The organism is Sphingomonas sp. PP-F2F-A104-K0414, assembly GCF_004340945.1.
GTDB lineage: Bacteria > Pseudomonadota > Alphaproteobacteria > Sphingomonadales > Sphingomonadaceae > Sphingomonas.
Genome location: NZ_SLYD01000004.1, coordinates 533,978 through 548,705, shown reverse-complemented (window position 1 = coordinate 548,705; position 14,728 = coordinate 533,978). Strand labels below are relative to the sequence as shown.

15 protein-coding genes and 1 tRNA gene are annotated in these 14,728 nt (G+C 66.3%); 10 read left to right on the top strand and 6 right to left on the bottom strand.

Annotation, left to right across the window (positions count from 1 at the left end; genetic code table 11):
* Positions 1–83: 83 nt before the first annotated feature.
* From C8J46_RS12445 to C8J46_RS12435, 3 genes are all read right to left on the bottom strand, one after another.
* A tRNA-Thr gene (locus C8J46_RS12445) sits at positions 84–159 on the bottom strand.
* A gap of 32 nt (positions 160–191) precedes the next feature.
* Positions 192–1,064, bottom strand: coding sequence for a hypothetical protein (locus C8J46_RS12440; RefSeq protein ID WP_132739470.1), 873 nt, complete (start codon positions 1,062–1,064; stop codon positions 192–194).
* Entirely contained in the window at positions 1,057–2,376 is a 1,320-nt protein-coding gene (locus C8J46_RS12435) for a replication-associated recombination protein A (RefSeq protein ID WP_132739673.1), read from the bottom strand. The genes C8J46_RS12440 and C8J46_RS12435 overlap by 8 nt, the downstream gene beginning before the upstream one ends.
* A gap of 291 nt (positions 2,377–2,667) precedes the next feature.
* On the opposite strand from C8J46_RS12435, the gene C8J46_RS12430 reads away from it, so the two are divergent.
* Positions 2,668–3,249 (top strand): PadR family transcriptional regulator, encoded by a 582-nt coding sequence (locus tag C8J46_RS12430; protein ID WP_132739468.1) that lies wholly within the window; start codon positions 2,668–2,670, stop codon positions 3,247–3,249.
* Positions 3,246–3,536, top strand: a complete 291-nt coding sequence (locus C8J46_RS12425; RefSeq protein ID WP_132739465.1) for a DUF2218 domain-containing protein — start codon at positions 3,246–3,248, stop codon at positions 3,534–3,536. Before C8J46_RS12430 ends, C8J46_RS12425 begins: the two co-directional genes overlap by 4 nt.
* Positions 3,537–3,705: 169 nt before the next feature.
* Here C8J46_RS12425 and C8J46_RS12420 read toward each other — a convergent pair whose 3' ends face one another.
* Positions 3,706–4,857 (bottom strand): glycosyltransferase family 1 protein, encoded by a 1,152-nt coding sequence (locus C8J46_RS12420; RefSeq protein WP_132739670.1) that lies wholly within the window; start codon positions 4,855–4,857, stop codon positions 3,706–3,708.
* A gap of 103 nt (positions 4,858–4,960) precedes the next feature.
* Here C8J46_RS12420 and radA point away from each other — a divergent pair, with 103 nt between their 5' ends.
* From radA to C8J46_RS12385, 7 genes are all read left to right on the top strand, one after another.
* Entirely contained in the window at positions 4,961–6,331 is a 1,371-nt protein-coding gene (radA, locus tag C8J46_RS12415; protein ID WP_056052850.1) for a DNA repair protein RadA, read from the top strand.
* Between the two features lie 398 nt (positions 6,332–6,729).
* Positions 6,730–7,050 carry a hypothetical protein gene (locus tag C8J46_RS12410; protein WP_132739462.1) on the top strand — a complete coding sequence of 107 codons (321 nt, stop codon included), beginning with the start codon at positions 6,730–6,732 and terminating at the stop codon, positions 7,048–7,050.
* A 3-nt stretch (positions 7,051–7,053) separates the two neighbouring features.
* Positions 7,054–7,635: a YkgJ family cysteine cluster protein gene (locus C8J46_RS12405; RefSeq protein WP_243643352.1), complete on the top strand. Its 582-nt coding sequence runs from the start codon at positions 7,054–7,056 to the stop codon at positions 7,633–7,635.
* A 59-nt stretch (positions 7,636–7,694) separates the two neighbouring features.
* Entirely contained in the window at positions 7,695–8,261 is a 567-nt protein-coding gene (locus C8J46_RS12400) for a CvpA family protein (protein ID WP_132739459.1), read from the top strand.
* Positions 8,258–8,689 carry an iron-sulfur cluster assembly scaffold protein gene (locus C8J46_RS12395; protein ID WP_132739456.1) on the top strand — a complete coding sequence of 144 codons (432 nt, stop codon included), beginning with the start codon at positions 8,258–8,260 and terminating at the stop codon, positions 8,687–8,689. The genes C8J46_RS12400 and C8J46_RS12395 overlap by 4 nt, the downstream gene beginning before the upstream one ends.
* Positions 8,689–10,452, top strand: a complete 1,764-nt coding sequence (locus C8J46_RS12390) for a cation:proton antiporter (RefSeq protein ID WP_132739454.1) — start codon at positions 8,689–8,691, stop codon at positions 10,450–10,452. The genes C8J46_RS12395 and C8J46_RS12390 overlap by 1 nt, the downstream gene beginning before the upstream one ends.
* The gene (locus tag C8J46_RS12385) at positions 10,449–10,775 is read left to right on the top strand and encodes a DUF423 domain-containing protein (RefSeq protein ID WP_132739451.1); all 327 of its coding nucleotides are present in this window, start codon (positions 10,449–10,451) and stop codon (positions 10,773–10,775) included. Before C8J46_RS12390 ends, C8J46_RS12385 begins: the two co-directional genes overlap by 4 nt.
* A 16-nt stretch (positions 10,776–10,791) precedes the next feature.
* Here C8J46_RS12385 and C8J46_RS12380 read toward each other — a convergent pair whose 3' ends face one another.
* Both C8J46_RS12380 and C8J46_RS12375 read right to left on the bottom strand, forming a co-directional pair.
* Complete coding sequence (locus C8J46_RS12380; protein ID WP_132739449.1) at positions 10,792–11,796, bottom strand: helix-turn-helix domain-containing protein; 1,005 nt, start codon at positions 11,794–11,796, stop codon at positions 10,792–10,794.
* Positions 11,793–13,343, bottom strand: a complete 1,551-nt coding sequence (locus C8J46_RS12375; RefSeq protein ID WP_132739446.1) for an MFS transporter — start codon at positions 13,341–13,343, stop codon at positions 11,793–11,795. The genes C8J46_RS12380 and C8J46_RS12375 overlap by 4 nt, the downstream gene beginning before the upstream one ends.
* A 219-nt stretch (positions 13,344–13,562) precedes the next feature.
* Here C8J46_RS12375 and C8J46_RS12370 point away from each other — a divergent pair, with 219 nt between their 5' ends.
* Positions 13,563–14,720: a lactonase family protein gene (locus C8J46_RS12370; RefSeq protein ID WP_132739443.1), complete on the top strand. Its 1,158-nt coding sequence runs from the start codon at positions 13,563–13,565 to the stop codon at positions 14,718–14,720.
* The last annotated feature ends 8 nt before the right edge of the window (positions 14,721–14,728 follow it).

Here is a 14,728-nt window from a genome sequence, read left to right as displayed (position 1 = left end):
AGATTGGTCTTGTTGCCATTCGATAAGGCTATGGCGCGGGTGCGGCAAGGGAGGAGATCGCGTACGACAGTATTTGGAAGGGGTGGTGCCGGTTGCAGGAATCGAACCCGCGACATCCAGTTTACAAAACTGGCGCTCTACCAACTGAGCTAAACCGGCCCGGTGCGTGTCAGGCCTAACCGCCCAATGCTTCAAGACACGCCGAAGGTCCAGCCCTCGGTTTGCGCAATATGCGGTGTCATTGCGCTTGGTGTCCAGAGGTCCGGGCGATGCGCTGCCGTGCGGAGCCAGGCGGCGGTCAGGATCGCGTCGGTGGCGTGATCATCATAGCGGGCGAGCGGATCATGGGGCGCGCTGCCGAGCGCCTCCAGCGCGGTATCGAGCGCGCCCGCATCGCGCATCTTGCTGAGGCCCTTGCGGATGCCGGCAGCGCGCGCGGCGATCGTGGTGTAGATTTCAACGATGACCGGCCCCTTTGGCGGCAGCGGATCGAACGGCCAGACGGGGACGCGACCGGCGAGGCGGTGGAGGACGCGCATCCCGGTGAGGCTCGACTTGCCGACCTGCGCCGCACCGACGAGGTTGAAGCAGCTTGTCGGCGAAAAGCCCATCGCGCGCTGGCCGTGCTCGCAGACGCGCATCCGGCCTGCGCCGCCGGGGAACAGGTCGCCGCAATCGCGGTGCTGGCGGAAGTGCCGGCGGAGTTCAGGATTGGTGAGCAGGTTCGCGACGGCAAGGTGCGGATCGGCGGCGGAGGCGTCGTCGACCATTGCCCAGAGCGCGCGGGCATCTGGAGGGCTGTCGGGCATGCCGGGGAAATAACCGTCCAGATCGACGAACGGAAACGCGGGGGAGAGATCAAGGCCGATCAGCGTCGGCGTGTCCTGGTCAATCAACCAGTCGAGGACATCGTCGCGCGACCATGCCGACGCTCCCGGCGGCGGGACCAGTCTCGGCGCGGCATCACCGGTTTCGCAGATCGCGACCGCGATGCCCTTGTGGCGATGCCCCTGCGCGCCGGACCAGTCGATCGCCGCAAACCGCGTAAACCGTGGCTCAGCCATTCTTCTCGGTGCGCAAGGCATCCCAATAGGCGAGCCGTTCCGACAGGCGCTTCTCGAACCCGCGTTCGGTCGGCGTGTAGAAGGTCTGCGCGCTCATCTCGTCGGGCCAGTAATCCGAGCCGGAGAATGCATCCTCCGCATCGTGATCATACGCATAGCCCTTGCCGTAGCCGATATCGCGCATGAGCTTGGTCGGTGCGTTGCGGATCGACGCGGGGGGCATCAGCGAGCCGGTCTCGCGCGCCGATTTCCACGCCGCCTTCTGCGCCTTGTAGACCGCGTTCGATTTGGGCGCCGTGGCCAGATAGACGCAGGCTTGGGCGATCGCGAGTTCGCCTTCGGGACTGCCGAGGAAATCATAGGTGTCCTTGGCGGCGATGCACTGGACCAGCGCCTGGGGGTCGGCGAGGCCGATATCCTCGACCGCGGCGCGGGTCAGGCGGCGGAGCAGGAACAGCGGTTCCTCGCCCGCGGTCAGCATCCGCGCGAGATAATAGAGCGCCGCCTGCGGGTCGCTCCCACGGATCGATTTGTGGAGCGCGGAGATGAGGTTGTAATGCCCCTCGCGGTCCTTGTCGTACACCGCGACGCGACGTTGCAGGAAGTTCGAGAGGCCGGCGGGATCGAGCGGTTCGGGCAGGTTTACCGAGAACAACGTCTCCGCCTGGTTGAGCAGGAAGCGGCCGTCGCCATCGGCGCTGGCGATCAGCGCGTCCTTGGCGGGCGGGGTCAGGGGGAGGGGGCGCTCCATCTCCGTCTCGGCGCGGTCGAGCAACTGTTCGAGCGCACCCCGGCCGAGGCGTTCGAGGATCAGCACCTGCGCGCGGCTGAGCAGCGCGGCGTTGAGTTCGAACGATGGGTTCTCGGTGGTCGCGCCGACGAGCGTGACGGTGCCGTCCTCGACATAGGGGAGGAAGCCGTCCTGCTGCGCGCGATTGAAGCGGTGGATCTCGTCCACGAATAACAGCGTGCGTTTGCCGATCTTGGCGTGCTCGCGCGCTTCGGCGAACGATTTCTTGAGGTCGGCGACGCCGGAGAACACCGCGGAGATCGCGACGAACCGCAGGTCGACCGCATCGGCGAGCAACCGCGCGATCGTGGTCTTGCCGGTGCCGGGGGGCCCCCAGAGGATGATCGAGGACAGCCGTCCTGCCGACACCATCCGCCCGATCGCGCCTTCGAGGCCGGTGATGTGATCCTGCCCGACCACCTCGCTCAGCGTGCGCGGACGCAGGCGGTCGGCGAGCGGCGCGTTTTCGGGGTGCGTTTCGGTAGGGGCGGCGGGTTCGAAGCCCGCGAAGAGGTCGGCCATTCCGGCAAGATAGGGGCGGGCGACCGGTTTGCCCATCCGTCCGCAATGCATGCGCGCGCTAGTCTTCCTCGCACGTATTGTCAGTTTCACACGCATCGTCATCCCCGCGCAGGCGGGGATCCATACTGGCTGACTGCTATGCATGCTCGCTCGGTCCGAGGGTCTGGGTCTCCCGCCTCCGCGGGGATGACAGACGTGAAAAAGCGAATCTTATTTCACCCGCCTCTTGAATCAGAAACATTCTGCGATATATCGCAACTCATGAATGAAGATATATCGGAGAGCACTCAAATGCGTTTTGGTATGGGTTATGGAGCTTGGACCGGTGGTCCGCGGGCTGACGGCGAAGGCCGCGGTCGCCCCGGCCACGAAGGTCATGGTCGCCACGGCCATCGTGGTTCCGGTGGTCGGCGTCGGCTGTTCGATGGCGGCGAGCTGAAGCTCGTGATGCTGAAGCTGATCGCGGACGCACCGCGTCACGGCTACGACCTGATCCGCGAGATCGAGGGGCTGACCGGCGGTGGCTATGCGCCGAGCCCGGGGGTCGTCTATCCGACGCTCAGCATGCTCGACGAGATGGGGCTGATCGAGGAGCAGCAGTCGGAAGGCGCGAAAAAGCGCTTTGCGGCGAGCGACGAGGGCCGCGCGCATCTGGCCGAGAATGCGGCCGTGGTGGACGGCCTGTTCGCGCGGCTGGCGGCGGTCGGGGCGGAATCCGAGCGGACCGATGGCGCGCCAATCCGGCGGGCGATGGGCAATCTGCGGCAGGTGCTCCAGCACCGGCTGATGCGCGAGGACGTCAATGAGGACACGCTGCACGAGGTCGCGGCACTGCTCGACGAAGCCGCACAGAAGATCGAGCGCCTCAAGTGAGCGTCTCGGTTGCAAGGGTGCCGACGCATTCGGCCAGCAAGTATCTCCAGCAGCTCGCCAAGCATTGGAGCCACAAGATGGAGGTCACCTTCTCGGAGGAAGAGGGCCGCATCGCCTTCCCGAACGGGGCGGTGCTGGAGATGCGCGCCGACAGCGAAACGCTCGACGTCGCGCTGACCGTGCCGGAGGGCGAGGACGTCGAGCGGATGCGCGGGGTGGTGTCGAGCCACCTCGACCGCTTCGCCTTCCGCGAGGCGCCGCTGACGTTCGACTGGGTGACGGTCTGACATCGTCCCCCAAACCGTCATCCCGGCCCTCGATCGTCATCCCAGCGAAAGCTGGGATCTCCCCATTCGGGTCGCGGCGCCCGCCAACAGGGATACCCCAGCTTTCGCTGGGGTGACGGGGAGGGGAGCGGGGGGAAGGTGAATTCGAAAGGTACACGTGGCAGACAACTTAGCCACCCCGCCGCGCCATCACCTCGAGATACGTATCCAGCACCGTCTGGTTGATCGTATCCCACAGATAGCCAGCGGCCTTGTCATGCCCGGCCCAGCCCATCGTCTCGCGCAGGCCCGGCTCCGACACGATCCGCCCGATCGCATCGGCGTAGCCGGCGATATCGGTCGGTGGCACCAGGAACCCGGTCACGCCGTCATCGACCAGCCCGACCGCACCCGACGCACGCGCAGCGACCACCGGCACACCTGCCGCCATCGCCTCCAGCGTCACGTTGCCGAACGTCTCGGTCACGCTCGGATTGAAGAACACATCCATCGACGCGACCGCGCGGCCGAGATCGTCACCCGACTGGAACCCGGCGAAGACCGCGCCCGGCACGCGCTCGGCGAACCAGTCGCGCGCCGGACCCTCGCCGATCACCAGCACCTTGTGACGCAACCCGCGCTGTTCCAGCGTTCGGATCACGTCCGCAAAGACGTCGAGACCCTTTTCCTTCACCAGCCGCCCGAGAAACCCGACCGCGACCTCGCTGTCTGCAATACCGCGCGCGCGTCGCCACTCCAGGTCCCGGCGCGTCGGTGCGAAGCGGTCGTGGTTCACGCCGCGCGACCAGATCGCGGTCGGCGTTGTCACACCCCAGTCGCGGACGATCTCCGCCATGCCGCGCCCCGGCACCAGCACTTCGTCGACGCGGTTGTAGAAGCGCGTGAGGATCTTCACCATCACGGGTTCGAAGAACGCCATCTTGTAATAGCGGAAATACGTCTCGAACCGCGTGTGCAGCGACGCAACCGTCGCGATACCGTTTCGGCGTCCATAACTGATCGCGCGGTGGCCAAGAAAATCGGGCGCTGACACGTGGACGATGTTCGGCGCGAACGCGTCGAGATCGCGGCGGATCGCCGCGGGCAGCCCGCGCGCCATCTTGTATTCGCCGCGCCCCGCCGGCAGCGGCAACGACGGCACCGCGACCAGATCGCCGGTCGGCGGGAAGGCCGGCTTGGCATTGGTCGGCGAATAGACACGCACCGTCGCGCCCTTCGACAACAGATGACCGACGAGCAGATTCAACGCCTGGTTCGCGCCGTCGCGGACGTAATTATAGTTGCCGCTGAACAGGGCGATGCGCAGGTCGGTGGCGTGCATCATCGCGCGGATAACGCCGTGCGCCGTCAAGCGCCACTAAATCCGCAACATAGGTCGTATGCCGGCCATTGATGTTCCCGTATCGTTCTCGTACATCGGCCGCATGGCGAAACCCCAGAAGCGTTATGTATGTCAGGCCTGCGGATCGGTGTCGCACCGCTGGGCGGGGCAATGCGCCGATTGCAACGAGTGGAACACGCTGGTCGAGGAGGCGAACACCGCCGCCACGCCGTTCCATTCGAAGCATAATCTCCAGACCGGCGGCCGAGCGATCCAGCTGGTCGGGCTCGATGCGGAGATCAAGCTGCCCGACCGGATGGCGACGGGCATCGCCGAACTCGACCGTGCGCTGGGCGGCGGGTTCGTCGAGGGCTCGGCGACGCTGATCGGCGGCGATCCTGGGATCGGCAAGTCGACGCTGCTGTTGCAGGCGGCGGCGAAGATGGCGCTGGCCGGGCAGTCGGTCGCGTACGTATCGGGCGAAGAAGCGGCGGACCAAGTGCGTCTGCGCGCGCGGCGGCTGGGCTTGGGCAATGCGCCGGTGCAGCTGGCGGCGGCAACGTCGACGCGCGACATCCTGACGACGTTGCAGACCAAGCCGCCCGCGATGCTGGTGATCGATTCGATCCAGACGATGCACTCCGACTTGATCGAGGGCGCTCCGGGGACGGTCAGCCAGGTCCGTGCCTCGGCGCAGGAGCTGATCCGCTTTGCCAAGGAACGCGGGACCGCGGTCGTGCTGGTCGGGCACGTGACGAAGGACGGCTCAATTGCCGGTCCTCGCGTGCTCGAGCACATGGTCGACACGGTGCTGTCGTTCGAAGGCGAGCGGAGCCACCAATACCGCATCCTCCGCGCGATCAAGAACCGCTTCGGCGGGACCGACGAGATCGGCGTGTTCTCGATGCAGACCGAAGGACTGGCGGAGGTCGGCAATCCGTCGTCGCTGTTCCTGACGCACCGTGACGACGCGATGACCGGTGCGACGGTATTCCCGGCGTTGGAGGGGACGAGGCCGGTGCTGGTCGAGATCCAGGCGTTGACCGTTCGTTTGGCGTCCGGCGCTACGCCGAGACGTGCGGTGGTCGGCTGGGATTCAGGTCGGCTCGCGATGATCCTGGCCGTGCTGGAAGCGCGGTGCGGGCTGAGCTTCTCCAACGCCGAAGTGTATCTCAACATCGCCGGTGGGTACCGCGTGCAGGATCCCGCGGCGGATCTGGCGGTGGCGGCGGCGCTGATTTCTGCGATGTCGGAGCGGCCGGTGCCGGTCGATGCGGTGGCGTTCGGCGAGGTTGCGCTGTCGGGCGAGATCCGTCCGGTCGCGCATGGCCCGCTGCGGTTGAAGGAAGCGAGCAAGCTCGGCTTCGAGCGCGCGCTGGTGCCGGCGTCGATGACGGGGGAGAAGAGCGGGATGAAGCTCTCGGGGTTCAAGACGCTTGCGTCGTTCGTGGATCACATGATGGGGCGGGGGTAGGCGCTCAAAATCTTGTTTCCCCGCGAAGGCGGGGATCCAGACTGGGCTCCCGCCTTCGCGGGAGAACAGGGCAGCGTTAGTGACGGGGTGGGCGGCCCGTTGATATCCGATTGGATAACTCGCGCTCTAAAGTCCTTGTCATCCTTTTATTGTTCGGCCTGATTTGACCCAAGAAGAGCCCCACCCCGGCGGAGGCCGGGGCCCAGTTGGGAGACGCTGATGGCGACCGCTGCGCTTAATTACTGCGACCTCTCCAACTGGGCCCCGGCCTCCGCCGGGGTGGGGCGGTGGGGGGGGCGATCACCGGTTAATGAAACCGCACGCAACGGCACCGCGTCCTGCAAATCCGCCACCCCCGAACGCATGGCCTCTCGCGACAGCCATGCTATGGCGCTCGCATGGCGAACACGAAAAGCAATACCGGTACTGTCGAGGTCGATGGCACCCGATACGATTGGAACCTCGAGCGCGAGCCGCAGCACACGGATGCCGATGGTTGGAAGGGCATGACTATCTCGCTGTTGCAGGACGATGCGCAACGCGAAGCGCTGCTGGAATTCCCCGCGCCTAAGCGTCTGTTGAAGGGCTTGCCACGCGGGCGGCTCCAGATCGACGACGCGACGATCGTGCGCGGCGTGCGGGCCGCCTTGCAGGCGGGATGGGAACCGATGTCTCGAGGCAAGCCGATGGTCTTCACGGTGGATTCCGAAGGGAATTGAACCGTGGATCGGCGTGACATCCCGACCCAACCACATGCCGACGTGGAAACCGCGCTGCTGGGACCGATCCTTCCTGATCGGGCGTGCGGGGATTGCACGGCGTGCTGCACCGAGCTGACGGTGAAGACGCCCGAGTTCGCCAAACCCGCGGGAACGCCGTGCATCCACCTCTGCGACCAAGGGTGCGGTATCCATGCGATCCGCCCGCGCATCTGCCGGACGTGGTTCTGCGTCTGGCGCCGGGTCGCGAGCCTGCCCGACGCGGCTCGGCCCGACCGGTCCGGGCTGCTCGTGTCGCTCAATTTCGTCGACAAGCCGCAGACCTGTCTCGAAGGCGTCTCGATCCATGTCCGTATGCTCGCCGGCAGCGATGCGATCGCGAACGGCATGGCGGCGGCGGTATTGGACGCCGTGTGCGACCAGCTAGTCCCGGTGTGGTTCAGCGACGGGGCGGAGAAAATGCTGATGCATCCCGACAACGACGTCGCTGGCTTTGTCCTCTCGGGAGAGGCAGCGCCCAGGCATCTGCAGGGCGAAGTCGCCGCGTGGCGCGAACGCTACGGTGTTTTCGGCTTGAACCGCTAAGAATCGTCGGGCGCAGCGCGCACTAGCGGTTCGCCTCCCGCGTCCCTATTCCAGAAGCCATGAACCTTTCCGCCCTAGACATCGTCGTCCTGCTCGCCGTCGCCGGCTCGGCGGTGCTGGGGCTGATCCGCGGGTTCGTCACCGAAGTCCTGTCGATGTTCGCCTGGGTGGCGATGGTGGCGATGTTGAAGCTGTTCCACATCCCGCTCGCCGCGGCGCTGTCGCCGATGGTCGGCACGGTCGGCGGTGCGGCGGTGCTCGCGTTCGCGATCATCACCGGCGTTACCTATATCGGCGGGCGGCTGGTCGCCAATGCGATCGGGGCGCGGACGCGGACTTCGATACTTGGTCCGGTTGACCGTGCGCTTGGCTTCGGCTTCGGGGCGTTGAAAGGGTTGATCCTCGCCAGCCTCGTGTTCCTGCTCGCGACGCTGGTCATCGACACGATGAGTGGCGGACCATCGCGCCGCCCGGAATGGATGACCCGGTCGCGGACCTACCCGCTGCTCAACGCGACCAGCGCGGGCATCGCCGATTTCGTCGACCGTCGTCGTCGCGGTCAGCCCGTATTCGGCGCCCGTACGCCGCCTTCCAAATCCGACAACGCAAGCGAACCAAAGCCATGAGCGCGCCCCTCTACAACGCCGAGATCCTCCGCCTTGCCGCGACGATCCCGTATCACGAACGCCTCCCCGAGCCGATGGCGACCGCGGAGAAACGCTCGCCGATCTGTGGCAGCCGGGTGACGATCGACGTCGCGGTGGACGGCGAAGGTCGCGTCAGCGAGGTCGGTCTGCTGGTCCGGGCCTGCGCGCTGGGGCAGGCGTCGTCGTCGTTGCTGGCGGCGAACATCCTCGGCCGCACCCCTGCCGAACTCGCCGCGACCCGCGACGCGCTGACCGCGTGGCTTGCGCGCGAGGGCGAAGCGCCCGATTGGCCGGGGATGGATATCTTCACCCCCGCGCTCGACTATACCGCGCGCCACCCCTCGATCCGGCTCGCCTTCGAAGCCGCGGCCGAGGCTGCCGACACCGCTGCAAAGGCGAAAGTCTGATGGCGGAGGGTACGGCCCCGTCGCTGCTCCGCGACGGCGTCGTATTGCTCGGTTTCGGCCTGATGTTCGTGCTGCTGTTCCGCCGGCTCGGGCTCGGTGCGACGCTGGGTTACCTGGTCGCGGGCGCGGTCGTCGGGCCGCATGTGCTGGGACTGGTCGGCGATGCGGAGTCTAAGCTCGGGTTCGCGGAACTCGGCATCACGCTCCTGCTGTTCATCGTCGGTCTCGAACTCAATCCCTCCCGCTTGTGGCGGATGAAGGAGGAGATTTTCGGGCTCGGCCTCTTGCAGGTCGCGATCTGCGGGCTCGCAATCACCGCGATCGTCTGGATCGGCGCGAAGTTCTCGCTCCCCGCCGCGCTCGCGCTCGGGCTCCCGCTCGCGCTTTCGTCGACCGCGCAGGTGCTGCCGATGCTGCGCTCGTCGGGGCGGATGCGAACGCCGTTCGGCGAGCGCGCCTTCTCGATCCTGTTGTTCCAGGACCTTTCGATCGTGCCCTTGATCACGATCGTCGCGGCGATGAGCCGCAACCCGGCCGATGCCAACGCACCGCCGGGCTGGCTGCTCGCGGTCTATACGGTGCTGGCGGTCGTCGGTCTGGTGATCGCCGGGCGCTTCCTGCTGCGGCCGTTCTTCCGGCTGATCGGCAATCTCGGCGAGCGCGAGATGTTCGTGTTCGCTGGGCTGTTCACGGTTATCGCCAGCGCGGCGATCATGGAATGGCTTGGGCTGTCGACCGCACTTGGGGCGTTCATCGCGGGCGTGATGCTCGCGGACAGCCCGTATCGGCATGAACTGGAGGCCGATGTCGAGCCGTTCCGCTCGATCCTGCTCGGGTTGTTCTTCCTCGCGGTCGGCATGGTGCTCGACCTGGGCGCGATCGCCGAGCGGCCGTTCTTCGTGATGGCGATGGCGGCGGCGCTGATCCTGACCAAGACCAGCGTGATCATGCTGATCGGCATGGCGTTCAAGATGACGTGGCGGCAGGCGTTCGCGCTCGGCCTTTTACTCAGCCAGGGCGGCGAGTTCGGCTTCGTGCTGTTCGCGCAGGCGCAGGCGGGGCTGTTGATCGAACCGCAGGCGGCCAGCCTGTTCGGCGCGATCATCACGCTGTCGATGGCGACCACGCCGTTCCTGATGGGTATCACACGCCGCTTCCGGACCGAGCCGATCGCCGACGGGCAGGAGCGCGACGGGCCCAAGGTCGACGGCGCCAATGCGATCATCGTCGGCTATGGACGGTTCGGCCAGACGGTCGGCCAGATGTTGCTCGCGCAGGATATCCCGGTGACGCTGATCGACACCGATATCGAGATGATCGACATCGCCGGCGAGTTCGGCGCGAAGGTTTATTATGGCGACGGCACGCGGCTCGACCTGTTGCGACAGGCGGGCGCGGCGGAGGCGGAGATCATCTGCTTCTGCATGGACGGCGACCAGCTCGATCCGGACACGATCGAGGGCGTGCATGAGGCGTTCCCGGACGCCGCGATTTACGTCCGCGCGTTCGATCGCCGTGCGCTGGTGAAGTTGAAGAACACGTCGGCGACCGCGGTGGTGCGCGAAGTGATGGAGTCCGCGGTGAAGATGGCGCGGCTGGCGCTGCGCGGGCTCGACGTGTCGCCGGCGGATATCGACCGTGCGGAGGAGCAATACCGGTCGCGCGACAAGGAGCGGTTGCAGTTGCAGATCGACTCCGGCGACATGCGCGCGGCGCGGGCCGAGACTGCCAAACGCTTTCCCTGGGGGAATGATACGCAATGATCATCGCCATTCTCGCAGCATTGTCCGGGGCGATCGCAGTCGCGGCAGGGGCGTTCGGTGCGCACGGTGCGACCGGCTCGGCCGCGGAATGGTTGAAGACCGGCGCGCAATATCAGCTCGTCCACGTCGTCGCGGCGCTGGTTGCGATCCGGATGGAGGCGCGCGGGCCGGCGTGGCTGTTCGTGGTCGGTGCGGCGATCTTTGCGCTGACGCTGTACGCGATGGCGCTGGGCGCACCGCGCTGGTTCGGCGCGATCACGCCGATCGGTGGGGCACTGCTGATCGGCGGCTGGTTGTGGCTGGCCTGGACCGCGCGCGGCTAAACCTTTCGCGTGCAGATCAGCGCAGTTCCTGCTGCCATAACCGCATTTGCTCGATCGGATCCGTCTCGGCGATGGCGGTGGCGATCGCCGCCCGATAGCCGCCGGGCCGCAGCCCATAGCGGGCCAGAAACGCACGGCTCGCATGGCTTTCGGTGACTAACCCTGCATCGAGCGCGATGTCTGCGAATGAGCGCCGTTCGGCGGCGTTGGAGAGCGCCCGCCGAACATGTTCGAGGCGACGTGCAAGTATGAAGGCCGCAAGCCCGCGTTGCGGCCGCAGCATCCGGTATAGCGTTGCGCGCGAGACGCCGCTTTCCGCAATCGCCGTCTCGGGATCGAAGGTCGGGTCGCCCAGCCGTCCATCGACCAACGTGCGAAGCTGACCAAGCCGCCGCCCGTCGCGGCTGCCTTCGACCACTGCGTCGTGTAGACCATAGGCTTCCAGTGCAACCTTCAACAGCGTGCACAGCGCGGAGGTCGCAGCCGGAAGCGACGACGTCTTCATCGTTGGCAGGTTGGATAGCAGCGACCCGACGAAATCGGCGTAAAGTCGGCAATGATCGGCGGCCAGCACGCGCCCATGGAGCGCGCCGATCGGCCCTACGGTCTCCTCGATCCGGTCTTGCGCGATCGCCAGCGTCGCGATCCGCGCGTGCCGCATCATGTTGCGTGTCGCGCGGCTGACATCGATCAGGACGATTTCGCCGGCCCTGATGTCCAGCATGCCATCGCCGAAATCGACCTGCAACAGGCCTTCGAATACCAGGGTGACGGTCCAGTGCGTGAACCCGTCGTGACCGACCCGCTGTTCGCTCCGACTATGGCTTATGTCGTTCAGCCGCCGGTCGTAGAGCAGCGCGCGGTCCAGTCGCCACGCCTCGAACGTCGCACGCGGGTTGGGACCGACCTGCGTGACGTCAGCGCCGATCGCATATAATGCGCGATAGCGATCCATCCGCTCGTCCGGTGGCAACGCCTCGCTGTCGAACGCGACCCGCTCGGGTGTTTCGGGACTGGTCATACGGCGCAGTGCTGGCGATAGCGGTCTCGTACCGCACCGACGGCCATGGCGCAGGCGCAGCTTGCGATGACGCCTGTCGTGAATAACGCGGTGCCGAGCGCCCCGGCCGGGGACATGGTGCCCGCCCCGATCGTGGCGGGACCGCTATGGGCAAAGGTCGCCAGCGCCCCCGTCAGCAACGGTCCGATACCCACGCCAACCAGCGTGACCAGCGCGAAGAAGATGCCGTTGATGGTGATGCGTGCCGACACCGGACTTAGCATTTGCACACCGAACAGCCCGCAAAACGATGCGATCCCGAGCGTAAGGTTCGCGATCGCCACGCCGACGGCCGCCCCCGCCAATCCCGGCGCCCAGACCAGCGCCGCCAGCGGCAGCAATGTTGCGATCAAGCTGACCAGGATGATCGCCGGGACATGACGGTGCCAGGATGCAAAGCGCGTCATCAGCCAGCCGCCCGCAAGCTGGCCAGCGGGCGCGGTGAATAGCGTGATGGCCCCCAGCAGCATTGCCGCCTGGGCGGGCAGGATCCCGCGGTCTCGTACAAACAGAGTCGGCAACCACGCGCCCATCGCCTGAATAAGCATTATGGGCATGATCGCCGCCGCAAAGAACAGCGCGATGGTCCCCCATTGGACACCGGCGTGTGCCGACGCCCGGGGTGGCGCTCGTAGCGCAGTCGCCGATGGGCTGGGGAGCATATCGGGCATGGGATCATCGAACGCAGGCCCGACGGAGCGGTGGCGCGCGTCTCTCTTGCGGAGACCGGCGAGCAGCGGGATCATCACGATGTTCGGCAACGCGGTGATCATGAAGAGCAGGCGCCAATGCGCGATGCCGCCGAGAGCGCTTGCAGAATTACCGGGGGTGATGACGGTCAATGCCGAAAGCAGGGCGCCGATCGTCAACAGCGCGGTGCTTCGCCCGATCGTCGACCCGCTCGTGAAGAGCGACAGCGCGCGTGCGCGACCGTCGATGCCTGCAACGTCGACGAGCCAGGCGATCGCGACCGGCACGAACATCGCCTGACCAATGCCGAGCCCCGCTCGCGCCAGCATCAGCGCGGCGGTGGACTGTGCCGCGCCGGTCACGAGCGTGGCAGCGGTCCAGATCGTCACGCCGCCGATCAACCACCATAGCGATACCCGCCGCCCACGGAGGATCGTCGCCAGCACCAATGCGGTCACGCCATACGGCAAGGCGAACGCGGTCCCGATCAGCCAACCCGCTCCGGCATCGGTCATCGGCAGGTCCACACGCATCAACGGCAACGCGCCACCAATCATGGTACGATCGATGAACGCGAGACAATGAAGCGTGGCGAATATGGTAATAATACGCCTGATGACCCGCGCCCCCCGGCGTTCGATATTTCCAATAACAGCAGCGACTTGGTCTTCGCCGTCGCAGGGGTCAAGCCTTGGTCGCGACCGGCCGGCGGCCGTGCGATCAGGCGGCGGTGGCTGGTGTAATTGTGACAAGATCGTAGGGGCGGGGGGCAGGACTAGCTTGGCTGAATCTTGTATTCGGATAGAGGATAAAAACATCCAAATCGGGCCGGTTTTTATAACCAAGGTTTTGGCGACCGGTCTGGGGTAAGTATTATTATGCTTGTTGCAGATATCGCGAAAACTGGTCGAGCAATCAGCGCAAATGGCCCTGCAGATTATAGTTAATTGATAGAGTGATGCCGATCTTTTGCCCGGTCGGCGATGCTTGCTTGGCTGGCGCCGGCGTCTAAAAGGCCGGGTGCAGGGGAGTAGAGCATGGCATATCGAACGACACGCAGGACGATGCTCGGCGCGATGGGTGCGACCCTCGTCTTTCCGCTGGCGGCGGCGGCGGCGCGCGCAGCTAGGGCAGCGAGCCTCGCACCGAGACTGATCGCTGGAACCTATGCGCGCGAGGGCGGCAAGGGTCTGTATCCGATCGCCGGAGAAGGCGATCGATGGCGGGTCGGGACGCCGGTCACGGGGATCGCGGATGCATCGTTCGGGATCGGCGGCGGTCCTGGCGGCATGTGGTATCTGGTCCGTGAGCAGGCGCAGGGCGAAGTGTCCGCTTATGCCACTGGCTGGGCCACCGGCTGGGATCACCGCGCGACGGTGTCGACCGGTGGTGCCGACCCGTGCCACCTGGCGCTCGATCGGCCATCCGCCTGCCTCGCCGTCGCGAACTATTCGAGCGGCAGCGTCGCGTTCATCCAGCTCGATCGGCGTACCGGGGTGCCCGCACCCGCGACGGTGTTCCGCCATGCGGATACCGGTATCGGCGCGGGCATGGGTACCGGGAAGGATCACGACCGCCAGGAAGCCCCGCATGCGCACTGGGTCGGGTTCAGTCCGGACCGGCGCTGGCTTCATGCGGTCGATCTCGGGGCCGACGCGATCTTCGCCTATCGCTTCGATCCGCAGGCGCGAAGCGTGGCGCCGCCGGTGGTCGCATGGCGTGCGCCGGCCGGGGCGGGCCCGCGTCACATCGCCCGGCACCCGCGGCAGCCGCTGGCCTATGTCGTCTGCGAGCTGTCGAACACGCTTTATACGCTCGATGCGCGCACGGACGGGCACTTCGTGACGCGTCATAGCATCTCGACCCTGCCCAAAGGCCATACCGGCGCGTCACAGGCTGCGCATATCGCGATCGATCGCGCCGGGCGGCGGCTTTACGTCTCGAACCGCGGCCATGACAGCATCGCCGTGTTCGCGCTCGATGCCGCGGGCGTGCCGACGCTGCTCCAGCACATCGCCAGCGGTGGCCACTGGCCGCGCGTCTTCGCGCTGCTCGATGACGAACGGCAGCTAGTCGTGGGCAACGAGCGATCGGGGACGCTGGTGGTCTTCCGGGTCGCCGGCGATGGCCGTCTCGCGGCGACCGGGGAGACGCTGTCCGTACCGGGCGTCGTGTTCCTCGGGCGACCGGAATAGCCGTATCC

Bases quoted from the DNA above. Each gene is read 5' to 3' on its own strand.
- C8J46_RS12390 (WP_132739454.1), top strand. From the start codon at position 8,689: ATGGCGGAGGGTACGGCCCCGTCGCTGCTCCGCGACGGCGTCGTATTG.
- C8J46_RS12410 (WP_132739462.1), top strand. From the start codon at position 6,730: ATGGCGAACACGAAAAGCAATACCGGTACTGTCGAGGTCGATGGCACC.
- C8J46_RS12385 (WP_132739451.1), top strand. From the start codon at position 10,449: ATGATCATCGCCATTCTCGCAGCATTGTCCGGGGCGATCGCAGTCGCG.
- radA (WP_056052850.1), top strand. From the start codon at position 4,961: ATGGCGAAACCCCAGAAGCGTTATGTATGTCAGGCCTGCGGATCGGTG.
- C8J46_RS12375 (WP_132739446.1), bottom strand. From the start codon at position 13,343: ATGTTTTTATCCTCTATCCGAATACAAGATTCAGCCAAGCTAGTCCTG.
- C8J46_RS12420 (WP_132739670.1), bottom strand. From the start codon at position 4,857: ATGCACGCCACCGACCTGCGCATCGCCCTGTTCAGCGGCAACTATAAT.
- C8J46_RS12435 (WP_132739673.1), bottom strand. From the start codon at position 2,376: ATGGCCGACCTCTTCGCGGGCTTCGAACCCGCCGCCCCTACCGAAACG.
- C8J46_RS12430 (WP_132739468.1), top strand. From the start codon at position 2,668: ATGCGTTTTGGTATGGGTTATGGAGCTTGGACCGGTGGTCCGCGGGCT.
- C8J46_RS12395 (WP_132739456.1), top strand. From the start codon at position 8,258: ATGAGCGCGCCCCTCTACAACGCCGAGATCCTCCGCCTTGCCGCGACG.
- C8J46_RS12440 (WP_132739470.1), bottom strand. From the start codon at position 1,064: ATGGCTGAGCCACGGTTTACGCGGTTTGCGGCGATCGACTGGTCCGGC.
- C8J46_RS12380 (WP_132739449.1), bottom strand. From the start codon at position 11,796: ATGACCAGTCCCGAAACACCCGAGCGGGTCGCGTTCGACAGCGAGGCG.
- C8J46_RS12400 (WP_132739459.1), top strand. From the start codon at position 7,695: ATGAACCTTTCCGCCCTAGACATCGTCGTCCTGCTCGCCGTCGCCGGC.
- C8J46_RS12370 (WP_132739443.1), top strand. From the start codon at position 13,563: ATGGCATATCGAACGACACGCAGGACGATGCTCGGCGCGATGGGTGCG.